A 15,424-nucleotide genomic window follows, 5' to 3' on the forward strand; every position below is an offset into this window, starting at 1 on the left:
ACGACAAACGAGAGAGGTCGTTGTGCCGATGCAGCAGCGAATGGAAAAATGGTTTGAAGCGTGGAAATTACTTATGCACGATATGGAGCGACAAGGTGCTCAGGTTTGGCCGCTCACGATAGAACCACCAGCGGCGCTGGAAGAAATCGAAAGAAGAGAGGAAAGTCTCGGGATCCGCTTTCCCGCGACGATCCGTACTATTTTGCTTACGGGCAGCAGTCAAGTTCAAATAAATTGGTCGTTGCCATCTCGAGCGTTAGATCCTTTTTCACTCAGTGGAGATTTGGGATGGTCATTGGATGCATTTGAGTGGCCGTACTTTGGTGGAGACGAAGCGGATGAGGACGAGAAAAGGTATCTTTGTTTTCACGTCGGCGGTAATGGCGATATGCTGCTCATCGATTTGTCGACAGGCGCAGATGACCCACCCGTCTATTCATGGGGGCATGAGACAGACGAATTTTTATTGCTCGGCAAAAGTTTTACAGAGTTCGTAGAGCGAGTCACGGAGCTCGGCTGTATTGGGGCAGAGTGCTGGAATTATGAAGCGCTTGCCGGGGTAGAAGGCCTCGATGTTGAGGGGCAAGTCGCACAAGAGTGGAAAGAATGGCTGCAAATCTATCGGACGCTAACCTTTGAAGAGGCCGCACAAGATTTCGAGAAGCTGGTCTTGTTTGCAAAAATGCATGGTGCAGGAGATTCACGTATCCAAGAGGCATTTGTTCAGTATGATTGGGAGCCGATTTTGCATAAATGGGTAGCACAAATCGAGCAGGAAACCTCATCAAGCAATTTGTTACTCTGGTGCCAGCTCATTGTCGAGACAGTAGGCAAGAAGGCAGGGAGCTGGGTACGTTCGCTCTGGGAGTCCGAGCCACATTATGAACGGATAGGCTCGAGTCTACGTGCCTATGTAACGGCAGCTTGTTTGCCAGAAGAAGAGGGCTTGCAGCGAGTTTTGGCTGAAATGGACGAGGTCGTTGCCAGAAAAGAATGTCTGGTTGGCTATGCTGCCAACAGTCATTTGCATCACTTTCGCTCCCGTGAAGTCATTTTGTGGATGGAACCGCATGTGGCGTACCCGATCGAAGGCTGGGATGAGCTATTCGCGGTATCACGTCCACAATGGGATGATCTGATTCGCTGGCTGGACGGAAATGAAGCACAGCGGCAGATTGCGTTAAGTGCTTGGGGCAAAATGCTCGCAAGTGGTGAGTCCCCCTCCGGTGAAGCGAATTGGCAAGAAATCAATCGGTTGCTGGATGTAGCGTACGAAAAAGCCATTCTGCGCAAGGAAAAGGAGCGTGTAGATCGCATTCGCGCTTCCTTGGAAATAGCAAAGCATTAGACGAAGGGGCATGAACCCGTGTTTGTACAAGAGGAATGGAGCGAGGGGGAAAGACAATGAGAAATGTGGTAACGGTATGGGGAACAACCTTGCAGTCTTCTGATGAACTAGCGGATTTTCTGACTCCGGTTTACGATGAAAACGGGGATGTGATACCGTCTGGCTTTTTAACAGCGTCGGGCCTTGAATGGATAGACGAGGACTTTTTTGAAGTGCATGAGGTACAGGATGCAGAGGCCAGAGCGGACTTCTTCACGTATTTGGAAAACGAATATGCGATGAATGCAACACTGGATAGAAAAGAATGGCCCAAACAGTTAGAAGAGGAGATTGGCAAGTACCCACATGTGATTTTGCTGTACGGCAATGAATCGCGGTACGGTCCGATTAACGAAAAATTGTTCGATCTCACTGAGGGCGGGCAAGAAAAAGAGGCACCAGTGGTCCTGCTCGCCAAGCTAGTATTTGAGACAGAGGAGCAATAAGGAGCAGGAAGGAGTGAATATGATGGGAGAGACAGAGATGACTTATCATTTCGCAGATTTATATGATGCAGCCGAACTGGGAGACCTTGAGCTCGTAAAAAAGATCGTCACGCAACAGCCGGAATTGCTGCATGAGAAGGATGAGTATGAGTTTTCCGTACTGCATGGAGCTGTGATGACAGACGATGTCGACCTTATTGCGTACTTGGTAGCACAGGGAGCAGATGTCCATGCGAAAAACGATGAGGGCATTACCCCGTTGCATATTGCACTCTATCCAGAGGTTGCAGAGGCGCTCATCGCGCACGGTGCAGACATACATGCCAGCGCTCATGATGGAAGTACCCCGCTGCACACACAGGTAGCGGATGGAGAGGAGCGTGTGGATGTGGTAGAGCTGCTCCTGGCTAAAGGTGCGAATCCTAACCAAAAGGATATGGAGGGGCAAACACCATACGATATAGCACGAGATCGAGAAGACGAAGAGATGATGGCTTTATTTGAATAGGGGAAAAAGGAAAGCGTCCGTTATGATTTCGGGCGCTTTCTTTCTTGCTCGAGTGCTGCGACACGTTTTTCCAGCTCGTCGATGGCTTTTTGCTTGATTGCCTTGCGTTTTACGATGAACAAGCAGCAAGCAATGACAAGTGCTATAGGCAGGAAGAGGATGACGAGTTGAATGAGTACAGTACCCCATTCGATCGACACGGCGCCAAATTCTATCATGGGTAATTGCTCCCATCATTCATTTTGTTCATTTTACCAAGATATCCGATTTTTTTTAAGCTCCATCCATATGCAAAAATGTGAATCCTTTACCATACAAGCAACAGTGAATTAATCGACAACAACTCCCTGCGTACAGGCACGCATAGGCGACCGCCCACATAAGGATAGAAGTAAGCTATTCCAGACGTGGAGGTGGCAGCCATGTCCAGCATTATCGCGGCGCTTTCCCTTGTTTTTAAAGAACTTCTTGTTTTTGTGGCTTATGTCAAGAACAATGCCTTCCCGCAACCGCTTCAGGACACCGAAGAAGAAAAGTACCTCCGACTCATGGCCAAAGGCGACCCTTACGCCCGCAACAAGTTGATTGAGCACAATTTGCGTTTGGTGGCGCATATTGTGAAGAAATTCGAGAACACGGGTGAGGACAGTGAAGATCTGATTTCCATCGGTACCATCGGCCTGATCAAAGCAATCGAGAGTTATCAGGTGGATAAGGGCACCAAGCTGGCTACGTATGCTGCGCGTTGTATTGAGAATGAAATCCTCATGCATCTAAGAAGCTTGAAAAAAACAAAAAAAGACGTATCCTTGCACGACCCAATCGGGACGGATAAAGAAGGCAATGAAATTACCTTAATCGACGTCCTTGGCACAGAAACCGACGAAGTGGTCGACGCAGTACAGCTCAAGCTGGAGTCCAATAAAATTTACCAGCACATTCACATCCTTGATGAGCGCGAAAAAGAGGTCATCATCGGCAGATTTGGGTTGGATCAGGACAAAGAAAAGACACAGCGCGAAATTGCACGTGAGCTGGGCATTTCTCGTTCGTATGTATCCCGTATCGAAAAGCGAGCGTTAATGAAGTTGTTTAATGAGTTTTATCGGACGAAACAGCCGCAGAATCGGTAGTTTGTTCGCAGCGGAGGACGCTATTTTGAGGTAACATTTCGTAGCTCGTTCTCTACTTCCATTCAAAGTTAAGGATAAACAGATGTGAAAAATGACATTTCATTACAAAAGTTTACACAACATGCGTTTTTTTGTGGATATTGGGATGAAGCCACTCGGATGCCGGGTGGCTTTTCTATTTGCTTGCTGATCAAGACGCTCTTATTGGATCAGTCAAAACGCAAGTGGAAGGGGTGATTGTACGAATCCAAGGAATGGAGGACCAAAAGAAATAGCGTAGGGCAAATTACTATTAGAACTTAAAAATGAAAATTATGCCGATAACGGAACTTTTCAATAAACTAATAACTAAAAAATTCACGGAGACAATACTCCTTTTTCTAGGAGTGTAACGCGGGAGGATAGGACAAAAAAAGCAGGGCACACAAGCTCAATTAAGTTAAATCACTCATTATTTTTGCTGAATTATGTAAAAACACTCCAAATTCCAATAGCTAAATAAAGAAAACCAAATAAACCGTAGGCATTTGAGGCAAAAAAGTAAAAACTCCCCCTGGTTCGGAGGAGACTTGCAACTAACTATATTGGCGCAACACGAAACATTCCTGTTAAAGCAGGGTACTGTTTAAAGTCGTATTTCTCATACAGTATCTTACCTTCGTTAGAAGAAAAAAGACCAATAAAAGCTTTATCGGGAGCATTCTCTTTTAGATAGGACATAAGGTTGTCCATAATCATTGTCCCTATCCCCATTTTTTGAAACTCCGGAAGTACAACAATATCTTGGAGGTAAAAATAAACGTACCCATCGCCGATAATTCGGCCCATACCAATTATTTTACTTTCGGAGAGAACAACAACTGAATACAAAGAATTTTCAAGTGAGTCTTTGATCACTTTGAAATTCATCATCTTTTCCCAACCAACCGAAACGCACAATTGATGAAACTCTTCAAGAGTAGGGGGGCGTTCTATAATCTCAAATGACATATAACTCCTCGCTTCCAAATTTTCTATGTCTGAGGATATAACTTCATTTGAGACACCCCCTAAAAGTTGATTAGTGAAGATATTACCATTTTTTGCTTGGAATATCTACAATCTCGTAAAGTCTTGGGGAAAAGTAGATTGTGTCACATTTACCTTCCCTACAATAGTAATAGTACCATCAGTGTTTAATTTGCGAAGTTGGTATCTAACATCAGATGAATAACTGTCATCATGTGCAACTTGATTATGAACCAATAGATATGCTTTTCCTGCATTTAGATTAAAGCCTGGGCTATAAACATAGTTAGCATTTGGAATTGAGTATGAATAGTTAGAAAGGTTCGTAGCTGGAACATTCTGTTGGCTTAATGTTGGAGCTTTCTCTGCTGATGCGGAAGCAACAGCCCCAGAGAGAATTAGTCCCATTGACAACAGAGGAACGGTAACCATTTTCCTTACTTTACGAAAAGTCATTTCATAGCACTCCCTATTCTTTAATTAAAATACAATTACCGTTATACATATTAATTGGTGTTTTTTACAATATTTTGTTTTGTTTGTGATCAAACGGATGAGTAATAAGTAGAGCCTTAAGGCTTCGGTAATGACAGCAAGTCATTCATAGAGATGATACAGCAAAAGCAACGTACAACTGGGAATGAATGGATTTATCAAAATAGTTAATGAGCAAATATCAGTTCTCGAAGTTGCGTTAAAACATTAGGTAAGTATTCTTGTGGATGCAAAAAAATCGCCACAAACACGCTTATTAGTATGGCTACAACCCAAATCAGACTTTTGAATACTCTTGATTTTAATTTTTGAGTGATAAACAGAGAAATTAACAAAATAGCAATATTTAAAATTAATGTTATTGGAATACTTACAATTCTACCAAGACCTGTATAAGGAAAGTAATCGAGCAATAAAAGTATGGTAGCTATACTCGGAATCACGGCTAAAAAGAAAGTTATTACTGGCTTCTTCATTTGGTGACCTCCTAATCTGGTTGTTTGCAGTTTCACTTAATTTTCGTGCTGCGATTCCCATAATAAGGTACTCGTGAAATGAATAAATCTATCCTGTCCGTTAGGGTAATTTGTCTTCAGTCTCAAACGATATTTTCATCGAATACTTGGAGTGCAAGTCTTTACCAATAGCGATTTACCAAGCTGCTATAAAAGTGGCTGCTTAACAAAACGGTAATTTAGAAAATGTACTCTAAGGCTGTCAAAAGTATCCCGAAAAGCAAGAGTATCCAGCCAATCACTAATGTTATGTAGGTTAAAAGCTTCCAGATTCCATAAACAGAGCCTTTTCGTAAACTAATACGACTCCACAGAATCATCCATAATCCAATCAGGGTCGCTTCCTTTTGAAGGACTGGAAAAGCAACACATATTAATAGACCTGTGATGAAACCTAATAGTATCAATTTTTTTGAGCGAGTCATATAAAGTACCTTTCGAATCCCAGATTTATGTTTCAAACACTATATACATTAAAATGATTATTCCTTGAAGTAAATACAAAATTTGACACAACACGCGATTTGATAAATGGGGAGGGCATCGCCATGAAAGTAAATCTGTACTACATCGCTCTGATCGCGGAGTTTATTCGATAGAAGATCGGAAACAAGACACCATTTCGATTATCACCCAAGAGGAAGCGATAACAACTTTGGTTGCCGCAGATTAACAAAACAATCGATTTGTTAAAAAGGGGGGGTGAATTGTGCATGATGAACTGGTAGAAGTGTTCGACTCGTTGTATAGCGCCATCGTATACAGCCCTGCGACGCCGACATTCAAGACCAAATTCATCACAATTACAGTCATTTATCTCCTTAAAATGTGCTTAAATAAGATATCTGGTGAAGGCGTTATTTATGGAAGCAATCATTTCAGATGTTAAAACAGAAAGGAGCTCGCTATGATCTGGATTGTTCCACCTTATGAAGTAGACAAAGTATCTATTATTACTGTAACGGAATGGGTAGAAAAACAAGCTAGATATATTAGACAGGCAGGGGCAGAACACTATGCCATCGTTGATTTCGTAATTGAGCCATGTCAAGGTCACATTGGCTTTAAGAATGAAGCATTGATTCAAGATGATTTGAAAGGAAATAAAGAGTGGGAACAACTGTTTCCAATATTGATATGTTGCATTTATGACGCTTTAAAAGAGTTTATTCAATATCAATATCACGAACGAAATCTGGCAATTGGTAATTTCATGTTCAAGCTCATGAGCCTTGAAATCCGTCCTGGAGATAGTAGAGTGACGGATTTCAAAATAGCAACATATATCGGTCTGAGAGAAATATTTGAAAATAATGAAGCAAAGACTAGTACAACTTAGCGATCAGTATTTCGTTCTACAGATGATTAACTGAATAGCCGAATTTGTTAGTGATTTCTACAAGTTGGGGAGAGTAGGATGCAAGCAAGGAATCTATTTGGAATATGAGCATTTTCGAGAGGGGAGATATTTGGTCTGTCCCTCAAACGGTTAGTCTATCGTTACTTAACAAAAGAGAAATTGTGATGAGTCGGAATCAGAGCAAACTTTTCTCTTATAAACGATTAATTTCTCGCATAGAAAACACAGCTCTTGTATCGTTAGGGGTTGCCCTGAAGCCAATCAACTTGCCTTCTGCTTCTCACTTGTAAACTTCTTCTTTTGGAATGCCTAATGCGTTAGCAACTTGTGTTGCAGTTAGGTAAACATCTTTCTTACCAAACATGTTTGCTCATCATTTCTGCATAACTAGATAATCTCCATGTAAGTAAGATCGCAATCAAAAGCTATCTGTTTAACAATATATTGTGAAAGAAGGAAACAAAAAAGAGTCCTTCTGTTAGAAAGAAGGACTCTGGTTTAATATCTTATTCAACACTAAAGTAGAGCGTCTTTTCCACGCCACCGTACTCAACAGTAAACCAGCCAACATCATTTCCTGTAGATCTTGTCGCTTTAACCATAGCATATGCAGTTTTAGGTTGTTTGATATACTCGCATGCTTGTTCATCCGTTACGTTAACTTCATTTGATACAAGCTTGGATGTTCCGTCCGAAAAATGAGCAGTTACCCAAATAGGAGCATAGTCATAAGGATAGAAATTGTAAGGGATATCTTCTTCAATAACAAGCTTGGTGACAGTCGCTTGGGCCGTAACATTTGATTGAACAGCTTGAGGTGTTGCGGCACTCGCTGATGAAATAATGGCAAAGACTGAAAAAATGGATAAAGCTACAGATGCTAATCTTTTCATTTCTGTCATCTCCTAATATTTGAATTCGTATAAAGATTACCTTTGGATACAAAAAAATACAATATTTTTAATTCCGAAATATTCTTTTATTTCGAATAGAGAACAGGATGGAACACAATATTTCGGGAGTGAACTGAAGATTTTAGTCATCCCAGTTTTCGAAAATCGAATCGCCAGCACACCACTTCTCGTAATCAAAAAGTTCAGGATTTTGGATGAGTGGAAATGAACGGGCTACCCATTGTTGGATGAACGTATTTCGATTGGAAGAAGCCTGTTCTACAAAAGAACGAACTTCTTCAAGGTGGTTTTTATTACTTTTAATTTTGACAGCATCACCTACTAATAGATATAGACAAGCTAGAAAGACTTTTCGCTTATCCTTTGCTACTTTCGGGTTAACAGATAATGATAATAGCAAAGGAGCAGTATCTATAGTAGTGATAAATAGGTCCCAATCTTGATGTGGTAACTCTGAATCATTTGAGAACGCTCATTCGCGGATGTCATAAGTCATCGTATCAACTACTTTCTATAAAAAAATAGCCCCCAGCTGGGAGCCCGTATATATGTGTAGATGAACTGCGGGTGTTGAGGGATGTTAACAAATCGTTAGGTGAAAGTCTACAAAAGCAACGACGAGAGTATGATCAGTTGCAAGGTGAAGTGGTAGCAGCAGAGACGAGCAAGGGCGTGAGGATGAAAGAAAAGAATTCTTGGGTTTCATGAAACACACATTTGTTTCTCAGTATTGCAATTATGCGGAGGCAAAAAGCAACTAACTGTAGTTCATGAACAAGCTGGGTCGATGGTAGTCAATTACCCTGCATGCAACTTATCCGGGCAGCAAGGAGTTTTGCTTGCAGGAGCCTTTCCGCAGTGTTTTGGATTTGCACGGGTATATGGCAATCTGCCAACAGGGGCGATTGTGGCATTTGCCGATCTGGTGGGTTGCCATAAAGTTATCGGGAATAAAGGTAACGTATCCGCGTATCTCAGCAACTCTAAAGTTGTAGACGGGCACGAATTGCTCTTTGGTTATTTCGACTTTGGACGTTACGCCTGGGAGATGGCGAATGTAAAGCCTATTGATCCGGTGCCAACAAAAGGGTAGCAAGGACTCTGGAATTGGAATTAGGACACCTAAAGAAAAGAAAAAGCACCACTAAGGGTGCAATCTCCAAACGATTATCTTATGTCTCTACCGCTAAAGGTTCATACCAAGAGCGAGGGGGAACCCTATGCATACTTACAACTGTAAAAGTGAAGTCATGTCTTTTCAGAGTACAACAAATAGTAACAGTCTTATTTTAGAAGTGCGAAAGACTCATTTATTTTTAAATCACCATACAGTTGGTCAAATAGCTTGCCGTCTTCAGATTGGGAATCAAACGGATTGGACTGTGGCGTTGTATACACATACACCATGTCATTTGATTCTGCAATGGATGTCCCTACAGGCGGCCCTTCTTCGCCAGAGAGGCGAGTCCAATCAGTTTTCGTAAAAACGGAGATCATCAGAAGCGCTTCAGAACCTTTTCCATCTTTGGTCGAATAGTCGAATTGCACTACATGCTTGGCTGATGGCAGAATTTTGTCTGCATCTGCACCTTCGTATTGGTTCACCTTGTAATGCCCGTTCCAAGAAGTTGGCGGCTTAAAGCTGAAATTTGCTTGAGGGTTAGTGTAAAGGTCAGTTTTTCCGCTTTCTTGCGCTACAGGCTGTACTGGCTGTTCTACTTTGGCCGCTTGCTGAATCTTGTCTGCATCTGCACTTGAAGGTTCGTTCACCTTTTGATGCCCGTTCGAGGAAGTCAGGGGCTTAGAGCTGAAATGTTCTTGAGATTCAGGTTGTTCTACTTTGCCATAGTTAACAGCGAGTAAGATGCCGATCACTACGACGGATGTCAGTATGATGCCGATAATGATTTTTTTGAAATTCATGTTGGTTCCTCTTTCTTTGTATAAGGAGTGATGTTGCTTATAAGGTTATTATAAATGAACAACATATGAAGATAGTTACAGATAAGTGACATTTTTCTATTTCATAAAACGTTTTGACTGGCATTTAACATAAGAGAAAAAGTGATTCTGAATGGAATCACTCGGCAAATATCACAGGGACATTCATATGAGTAGCAAGCTGCATGAACTTCCCCAATTCAACTGGGTTACGGGAGATTCGCTCTGCACTATTACAGATTACCTTGTTTACCAATCCGGCCTCTATGTCCGCAATCATCTGAGACAGATCAGGACGATCAGAGTCAATGGTTTTAATGTTGATTTCCATATACACCTTATGGCTGCATCTTGGACAAGTGGCATGCAGGACTCCAATTGTTTTTCAGTCTTTCGAAAATCGTTGGAGGCAGTGCGGATAAATACAGCAACCATTATGATCACCTCAAATTGAACTCTTGCGTCTAGTTTACAGCGCAAACAGACAAAAAATAGCCCCCAGCAGGGAGCCCTAATAATTTCTTTCGCCAAGAAAATTATAGCATTGGCTGCCACGAGGGGGAATTGGAAAGATGAGCGCACAAGAGCAACTGTCATTTCTGGAACCAGTAGACGAAAAAGAAGTCAGAAAGGCTGTTGTCAAAGCATTAAAAGAATATAAAGCCCTTCGTGTTGCTGTACAAAATAAAAAGGAGCGACAGGAAAAGGGCATTGATCAACTGTTTCCACGGCTTCAAAAATCTGAGTCCACGAATGAGTTGAAAGCAAGACAGATTGAAAGGGCGTTGCAGTACTCGTTAGATGAAGTAGAGCGCCAGATCATCGAAGAGAAGTATCTCTGCACGTCCAGGGTGAAGGACATCAATGTATATCTGGACTTAGGTCTGACAAAAGACCAATTCTACACAAAAAAGAAAGAGGCAATTATGTAAATAGCTACGGCACTCGGGATGATCTGAGTGCCCTTTTTTGTGCGAAAAAGCCCAACAAAATCACGATAAAATGCAGGATAAATCTCGGACTTTATCAGGGATAAAAGGCAGGACGATTTGAAATGTTATGGACGGTAATCTTGAGTCAAGAGCAAGCGACTCCGGCTCTTGGGAGATACCGCCTATCCCTTATCAATGGTGTACCTGAGCGAATCTATGGGTGATGACGAATGTGACCTTACGAGAGGGGGACATTCTGAGCCTGAACGCACCAGTTGCGACGAGCGTAGCAGGGAACCATACAATTATTTTTTTGCATTGTCTTACAGCGGTTTTCAAGTTTTGGGAACCCCTCTCGGAACTTTGGAAAATCGCGAATTACTCTGCTGGGATTTACCGGACAGGGGACTACATGCGAGACCTACGGCTCCGGCCACTCGCCCCTTGTCCAGTATCTCTCATATTCGTATACGCCGATCCTGTCTCAAGTGTGCAGAAGCGTAGCATTGGCTATAATCCAGAATGTTTTAAATAATACAGTTGTAATGTTTTGGGGTGTGTGCTATGATGTCTTCAAAAATGTAAAAAAATGGAAAAGTGTATTGTTTTAATTTGTAGCCCTTCGTACACACCACGGTAGTCAATGAAACAATTCGGTAGATAGGAAATATGAAAAAGGTATGTTCGAAAAAATTAAGGGAAATAGGAGTGTGGATTATGATTAAAAAGTTAATAACTTTGGGTGCAGTTGTTTCCGCATTGACTTTCGGTTCGCAAGCTGCCTTTGCAAGTGATATCAAACAAACTCAAAATCAAACTCTACAATTAAATCAAGGGCAGAGCAAGGTTCAAGTTGAAAATCAAAGTCAGGACGACGCTTTCTATTGGTTCCATCTTTCAAGATTAGATAGCATAGCTTCATCAGGAACATTCACTATCGACTCAAAAACGTCAGTTAAGGTAGTAGCTTTTACTGGTAGTGTAAATCCCGGTACGCCAGCATTCATTGATGCAAAAGTCACTATTGTTACCCCATATGGAGATAACTTCCATATGTCGTTATATGGGAATCAATATAAAGAAGGATATTTTGTACTTGAGCCCGGAAGCTATTATTTAAAGTGCACAAATTATGCAGGTCGTCCTATTTTTATGAACGTAAATTTATATAAAAATTAGTATTTTTCCGATTTTAGTAAATGAAGGAATAAGTGCCTTCATGGAGGTGGGTGAGATGTAGTTCGCCAGTATGCTGACTTAGTGACAGGATAAAACTATCACTTAGGGGAAGTGCTGCGCCGGTCGGACGAGATTGTAAAAGTATTTTCGTCCATTAGGTCGCAGTTCAAAATTCGTAAAGATCAAGGCCAGCCAAAAGGCAAAGAGATGGCTACGAAAGCTGTCACTCGCTGAGGTTGGCTTTTTAATATATTTGAAGGAATTTGTAGGGAATTGACTATTTGGGTCGAATTATTCGTAACAATGACAACTTAAGGAGTAATTCGAGGATGAAAGATATATTAAGCAAAGTTATCGAATTCCGAGATCAACGAAATTGGGCACAATTTCATAATCCGAAAGATCTAGCGATCTCAATATCATTAGAAGCTAGTGAGCTGCTAGAAAATTTTCAATGGAAGAGTAGTGAAGAGGCTGTTGAAAAGAACCATCAGAATATAAAAGACGAATTAGCTGATGTATTGATTTACTCACTTCTTATGTCAGATGCGCTAGGAATCGATATAGAGCAATGTATTCGAGAGAAAATAGCAAAAAACGAAGCTAAATATCCAGTAGATAAGGCTTTTGGTTCTAACAAAAAATATGACGAGTTGTAGGTGTGACTATGAATAGCGTAATTCTCCAGCCGGCCGGAAATGGCGATGCCAAACAACACTATATAGATACCATCATCAATCCTGTTGAACTATCTAGAATCGCTCGATATTTGGAGGATGAACAAGTAGAGAGACTTAAAGAACTTTATCCTGATCAATTGATACCCACTTGGGGAGTAACTCCAGGAAAAACCAATGGGAATATAAAAAAATGGGAAAGAATTCAGACTGGAGATATAACATTGTTTTCGGGCAATGGAGGTATCTTCTCGTCTGCTGTCTCCACATATAAGCTACACAATAAAGAACTAGCCTTAGAACTTTGGGGCACAGATCCTAACGGTCAGACTTGGGAATACGTATATTTCTTAGATGAAGTAAAGCAACACAGTATTAAGTACATCGATTTCAATAAAGCAGTTGGATATAAATAGAACTTCATTATTCAAGGTTTTAGCATCTTAGATCAAGAAAAAAGTATACGAGTAACTGAAGAATTTGATCTTCAGAGTGATACTCACTATCAGAAATTCCGTTTGAGACATTCCCTGTTAACCTTTTGGTAGCAGCCCATATCAAAAAGAGAGCGAAATGTTCCAATGATGAGAAACTCGATTTCGAAAACATTGTGATGCCTATGTGTAAGCTTGGCTGCGATGATTTATACGAAAAAGGGTACATAAAGGTTCAGGATGGAAAGATCGTATCAAATACCAAAAAGATCGTTACACCGGTTTTGCAAAACTACATTGAACCGCTTGTAAATAAAGAATGTATTTATTGGAACGAAAGCTCTAAGCCGTATTTTGAATGGCATTCGAAGTTACATATCTAATATTGTCAAATGAAAGCCACTATGGAGTGTACATCCAAGTATCCGAATTGAGTTCAGCTCAGAACTTTATTTAGTCAAGTAGTATGACTTTGTTAGCAAAAGTTTAATCTGTAGGAGGCATTAATCTTTGGAGTTAAAAGAAATAGGAACCTTATTTATACAGGCGATATTTTCTGGATTGTTTGCTGTTGCAGTTGTAAATAGTATAGTTAACACGCGATTAGAAAAACATAAGAGAGACTTAACAATAAAGGTAGAAGAAATTAAGTATGATAATCAAAGAAGGTTTCATGATTTTGGATTGTATGCATCTAAAAGGCATAGTGCTTATGCTGAATTTTACAAATTGATCTTAGTGGCAGATAAAAAGATTGGTGGATTACTTGTAAGACAATATCCCAGTTTCAATGGTTTCGGGGAGAAAGATATCAAAGATTATTTAGAGAAGAAAGAATGTCCTCAAAAGCTCAGTGAGGAAATTGTATCTCAATGGGAACTTGATAGAAGGGCAGCGATAGAGAAGATACATATTTATTTAGAAGAACAAGATTTTTCAGAAGCAGATCGTTTATTTGATGAGGCTCAAATGTACTTTTATTCATCTGAACTCTACTTTTCGGACCTTGTAGCAACGAATGGAGAGGAACTTTTAGCTCACATGGGTATTTTTTTACATGATGTTAAGCGTTCGGAGTCCGATGTTAAAAATATAAATGATCAAGAAAGTAAGATAGAAGATATGAAGAGCGATTTAGGTAATTTAATGAGAAAAGAAATAAGTTCGGCGTACAACGAAAAATGAATTTCATATTTAGGATAAAGAAGGACTTAATTTGCACCCACGAGGTGCTTTTTCTTTTGCAAAACAAACTCAATAGGTGGTGATAAAATAGTGAGAGATTTTACTAACCTAACTATGGGAGATGTATTTTACTAGGAGTAACTCTTCCCGGTCAGATGCGATTGTAAAGGTTTTCAAGCTATTAAGCACTGTGTGCACATTTAACAAAATCTAGAAACTCTTACGTTTCCATCTCGTAAAAATACGTGGAGGGATTAACATGGAAAAATGGGTTGTGCTTGGTGCTGCATTTATGGTTTGGATTGGTGTTCAATATTGGTTTGGTAAGAGAATCTTCGAAAAAGAAGTATCCAATACATACATTGTTTTACATTGGAAACTGCTTTTTGCACGTAGACGAGAATTTGGTAGCTATGTGAAAGTTGAAAGATATCTAAGGTTGAAAAAGCTAAATGATGATCAACTTGAAAAACTTCACCTTTTAGTAAAAAGTAAAATACCAAATGTAAATGTTAATACACAGATATTCGCTGCGATTTTTACGTCCCTTTTAACGATTGCAACATTATTATTTGGAGGAGTGTTTTCGGGTTTTCTTGGTGGATTAATTAGTAGATTCATCGATGAAGTTTTTGGGTCTAATAATACATTTAAAATTGAAAAACTACGTGAAAGCATGAATAACATTATAGAGTCGTCTACACTTCAATTCGGTGTTTTGATTATCACGTTTTTTCTAATAGTAAGTATATGGGGACTTGTGCAAATTAGATTAAGTGAGGCAAAAATCATTTTAAGTAAAATTATTGAGCAAGAAATAAAGATGAGAAAATGATTTCAAGAGTACCTTGGTTATGCCAGGTACTTTTTTGATTATATTAAGCAGATTTTATTCATTAATATATTTGGAGGTGAGGTGACTTGAGCTAATGGCACGTGCGAGAGATCCTAATCGAAACAAAGCATATGAAATATGGAATCAGGCTAACGGTGAAATTAAACTGAAGGATATTGCAGACCAACTTGGCCTATCAGAGGGGACAGTACGAGGTTGGAAAAACAAGGACAAATGGGAGTCTCCTAGTAGAAAGGGAGAGGAACCTCCTGTACGTGAATCAACAGTGGAAAATGATGGATTGTATGAAAAAGCTGTCAGTATTGTAGTAGAAGCACAAACAGCTTCTGCGAGTTTCCTGCAACGGCGTTTACGAATAGGATATACTCACGCAGCAAGGCTTATTGAACTGATGGAGCAGAAGGGTGTTGTTGGCCCATGCAAGGGTAGCGCACCGCGCAAGGTATTCCTAAAG

The 15,424-nt window shown here is 40.4% G+C and carries 19 protein-coding genes and 2 pseudogenes; 14 read left to right on the forward strand and 7 right to left on the reverse strand.

Annotated elements, in window-relative coordinates:
- Positions 1-28: 28 nt before the first annotated feature.
- Genes HP568_RS06975 through HP568_RS06985 form a run of 3 tightly spaced genes read left to right on the forward strand, consistent with a single transcriptional unit; the run spans position 29 to position 2,341 of the window.
- Complete coding sequence (locus tag HP568_RS06975) at positions 29-1,348, forward strand: SMI1/KNR4 family protein (protein ID WP_217366456.1); 1,320 nt, start codon at positions 29-31, stop codon at positions 1,346-1,348.
- Positions 1,349-1,404: 56 nt separating this feature from the next.
- The gene (locus HP568_RS06980; protein ID WP_173628717.1) at positions 1,405-1,833 is read left to right on the forward strand and encodes an immunity 22 family protein; all 429 of its coding nucleotides are present in this window, start codon (positions 1,405-1,407) and stop codon (positions 1,831-1,833) included.
- 19 nt (positions 1,834-1,852) lie between these two features.
- Complete coding sequence (locus HP568_RS06985; RefSeq protein ID WP_235617731.1) at positions 1,853-2,341, forward strand: ankyrin repeat domain-containing protein; 489 nt, start codon at positions 1,853-1,855, stop codon at positions 2,339-2,341.
- 20 nt (positions 2,342-2,361) lie between these two features.
- Here HP568_RS06985 and HP568_RS06990 read toward each other — a convergent pair whose 3' ends face one another.
- A complete protein-coding gene (locus HP568_RS06990; RefSeq protein WP_173628718.1) occupies positions 2,362-2,559 on the reverse strand; it encodes a hypothetical protein in 198 nt (65 codons plus the stop codon).
- 204 nt (positions 2,560-2,763) lie between these two features.
- Here HP568_RS06990 and sigK point away from each other — a divergent pair, with 204 nt between their 5' ends.
- A complete protein-coding gene (gene sigK, locus HP568_RS06995) occupies positions 2,764-3,474 on the forward strand; it encodes an RNA polymerase sporulation sigma factor SigK (protein ID WP_007727902.1) in 711 nt (236 codons plus the stop codon).
- A gap of 579 nt (positions 3,475-4,053) precedes the next feature.
- Here the strand turns inward: sigK and HP568_RS07000 are convergent.
- The 3 genes from HP568_RS07000 to HP568_RS07010 form a co-directional block, all read right to left on the reverse strand.
- Entirely contained in the window at positions 4,054-4,464 is a 411-nt protein-coding gene (locus tag HP568_RS07000) for a GNAT family N-acetyltransferase (protein WP_048032174.1), read from the reverse strand.
- Positions 4,465-4,569: 105 nt separating this feature from the next.
- Positions 4,570-4,938, reverse strand: coding sequence for a hypothetical protein (locus tag HP568_RS07005; protein WP_173628719.1), 369 nt, complete (start codon positions 4,936-4,938; stop codon positions 4,570-4,572).
- A 206-nt stretch (positions 4,939-5,144) separates the two neighbouring features.
- Positions 5,145-5,453: a hypothetical protein gene (locus HP568_RS07010; RefSeq protein ID WP_173628720.1), complete on the reverse strand. Its 309-nt coding sequence runs from the start codon at positions 5,451-5,453 to the stop codon at positions 5,145-5,147.
- 946 nt (positions 5,454-6,399) lie between these two features.
- On the opposite strand from HP568_RS07010, the gene HP568_RS07015 reads away from it, so the two are divergent.
- Entirely contained in the window at positions 6,400-6,831 is a 432-nt protein-coding gene (locus HP568_RS07015) for a hypothetical protein (RefSeq protein WP_173628721.1), read from the forward strand.
- Positions 6,832-7,358: 527 nt separating this feature from the next.
- On the opposite strand, the gene HP568_RS07020 is transcribed toward HP568_RS07015, so the two are convergent.
- Complete coding sequence (locus HP568_RS07020; protein ID WP_048032180.1) at positions 7,359-7,745, reverse strand: hypothetical protein; 387 nt, start codon at positions 7,743-7,745, stop codon at positions 7,359-7,361.
- A gap of 808 nt (positions 7,746-8,553) precedes the next feature.
- On the opposite strand from HP568_RS07020, the gene HP568_RS07025 reads away from it, so the two are divergent.
- Entirely contained in the window at positions 8,554-8,859 is a 306-nt protein-coding gene (locus tag HP568_RS07025) for a hypothetical protein (protein ID WP_053079563.1), read from the forward strand.
- Positions 8,860-9,050: 191 nt separating this feature from the next.
- Here HP568_RS07025 and HP568_RS07030 read toward each other — a convergent pair whose 3' ends face one another.
- Entirely contained in the window at positions 9,051-9,689 is a 639-nt protein-coding gene (locus HP568_RS07030) for a hypothetical protein (RefSeq protein WP_048032181.1), read from the reverse strand.
- A 157-nt stretch (positions 9,690-9,846) separates the two neighbouring features.
- Entirely contained in the window at positions 9,847-10,038 is a 192-nt protein-coding gene (locus tag HP568_RS07035) for a recombinase family protein (RefSeq protein WP_173628722.1), read from the reverse strand.
- Between the two features lie 241 nt (positions 10,039-10,279).
- Here HP568_RS07035 and HP568_RS07040 point away from each other — a divergent pair, with 241 nt between their 5' ends.
- From HP568_RS07040 to HP568_RS29645, 8 genes and pseudogenes are all read left to right on the forward strand, one after another.
- Positions 10,280-10,639, forward strand: coding sequence for an ArpU family phage packaging/lysis transcriptional regulator (locus HP568_RS07040; RefSeq protein ID WP_173628723.1), 360 nt, complete (start codon positions 10,280-10,282; stop codon positions 10,637-10,639).
- A 717-nt stretch (positions 10,640-11,356) separates the two neighbouring features.
- On the forward strand, positions 11,357-11,818 hold the full coding sequence (locus HP568_RS07045) for a hypothetical protein (RefSeq protein ID WP_173628724.1): 462 nt from the start codon (positions 11,357-11,359) through the stop codon (positions 11,816-11,818).
- A gap of 329 nt (positions 11,819-12,147) precedes the next feature.
- Entirely contained in the window at positions 12,148-12,477 is a 330-nt protein-coding gene (locus HP568_RS07050) for a nucleotide pyrophosphohydrolase (protein ID WP_173628725.1), read from the forward strand.
- Positions 12,478-12,485: 8 nt separating this feature from the next.
- Positions 12,486-12,911 (forward strand): hypothetical protein, encoded by a 426-nt coding sequence (locus HP568_RS29635; protein ID WP_254551058.1) that lies wholly within the window; start codon positions 12,486-12,488, stop codon positions 12,909-12,911.
- A gap of 528 nt (positions 12,912-13,439) precedes the next feature.
- Positions 13,440-14,114: a hypothetical protein gene (locus tag HP568_RS07060; protein WP_173628726.1), complete on the forward strand. Its 675-nt coding sequence runs from the start codon at positions 13,440-13,442 to the stop codon at positions 14,112-14,114.
- Positions 14,115-14,373: 259 nt separating this feature from the next.
- Complete coding sequence (locus tag HP568_RS07065; protein WP_173628727.1) at positions 14,374-14,949, forward strand: hypothetical protein; 576 nt, start codon at positions 14,374-14,376, stop codon at positions 14,947-14,949.
- 94 nt (positions 14,950-15,043) lie between these two features.
- Positions 15,044-15,184: pseudogene (locus HP568_RS29640) on the forward strand (phage terminase small subunit-related protein); the annotation flags it as partial.
- A 57-nt stretch (positions 15,185-15,241) separates the two neighbouring features.
- Positions 15,242-15,421: pseudogene (locus tag HP568_RS29645) on the forward strand (DNA translocase FtsK); the annotation flags it as partial.
- Positions 15,422-15,424: the final 3 nt, after the last annotated feature.

This window comes from Brevibacillus sp. MS2.2 (genome assembly GCF_013284345.1).
Taxonomy (GTDB): domain Bacteria; phylum Bacillota; class Bacilli; order Brevibacillales; family Brevibacillaceae; genus Brevibacillus; species Brevibacillus brevis_C.

What these genes read in the sequence shown, in the direction of transcription:
- HP568_RS06975 (WP_217366456.1), top strand. Translation starts at nt 29, where the DNA reads ATGCAGCAGCGAATGGAAAAATGGTTTGAAGCGTGGAAATTACTTATG.
- HP568_RS06980 (WP_173628717.1), top strand. Translation starts at nt 1,405, where the DNA reads ATGAGAAATGTGGTAACGGTATGGGGAACAACCTTGCAGTCTTCTGAT.
- HP568_RS06985 (WP_235617731.1), top strand. Translation starts at nt 1,853, where the DNA reads ATGATGGGAGAGACAGAGATGACTTATCATTTCGCAGATTTATATGAT.
- HP568_RS06990 (WP_173628718.1), bottom strand. Translation starts at nt 2,559, where the DNA reads ATGATAGAATTTGGCGCCGTGTCGATCGAATGGGGTACTGTACTCATT.
- sigK (WP_007727902.1), top strand. Translation starts at nt 2,764, where the DNA reads ATGTCCAGCATTATCGCGGCGCTTTCCCTTGTTTTTAAAGAACTTCTT.
- HP568_RS07000 (WP_048032174.1), bottom strand. Translation starts at nt 4,464, where the DNA reads ATGTCATTTGAGATTATAGAACGCCCCCCTACTCTTGAAGAGTTTCAT.
- HP568_RS07005 (WP_173628719.1), bottom strand. Translation starts at nt 4,938, where the DNA reads ATGACTTTTCGTAAAGTAAGGAAAATGGTTACCGTTCCTCTGTTGTCA.
- HP568_RS07010 (WP_173628720.1), bottom strand. Translation starts at nt 5,453, where the DNA reads ATGAAGAAGCCAGTAATAACTTTCTTTTTAGCCGTGATTCCGAGTATA.
- HP568_RS07015 (WP_173628721.1), top strand. Translation starts at nt 6,400, where the DNA reads ATGATCTGGATTGTTCCACCTTATGAAGTAGACAAAGTATCTATTATT.
- HP568_RS07020 (WP_048032180.1), bottom strand. Translation starts at nt 7,745, where the DNA reads ATGAAAAGATTAGCATCTGTAGCTTTATCCATTTTTTCAGTCTTTGCC.
- HP568_RS07025 (WP_053079563.1), top strand. Translation starts at nt 8,554, where the DNA reads ATGGTAGTCAATTACCCTGCATGCAACTTATCCGGGCAGCAAGGAGTT.
- HP568_RS07030 (WP_048032181.1), bottom strand. Translation starts at nt 9,689, where the DNA reads ATGAATTTCAAAAAAATCATTATCGGCATCATACTGACATCCGTCGTA.
- HP568_RS07035 (WP_173628722.1), bottom strand. Translation starts at nt 10,038, where the DNA reads ATGGAAATCAACATTAAAACCATTGACTCTGATCGTCCTGATCTGTCT.
- HP568_RS07040 (WP_173628723.1), top strand. Translation starts at nt 10,280, where the DNA reads ATGAGCGCACAAGAGCAACTGTCATTTCTGGAACCAGTAGACGAAAAA.
- HP568_RS07045 (WP_173628724.1), top strand. Translation starts at nt 11,357, where the DNA reads ATGATTAAAAAGTTAATAACTTTGGGTGCAGTTGTTTCCGCATTGACT.
- HP568_RS07050 (WP_173628725.1), top strand. Translation starts at nt 12,148, where the DNA reads ATGAAAGATATATTAAGCAAAGTTATCGAATTCCGAGATCAACGAAAT.
- HP568_RS29635 (WP_254551058.1), top strand. Translation starts at nt 12,486, where the DNA reads ATGAATAGCGTAATTCTCCAGCCGGCCGGAAATGGCGATGCCAAACAA.
- HP568_RS07065 (WP_173628727.1), top strand. Translation starts at nt 14,374, where the DNA reads ATGGAAAAATGGGTTGTGCTTGGTGCTGCATTTATGGTTTGGATTGGT.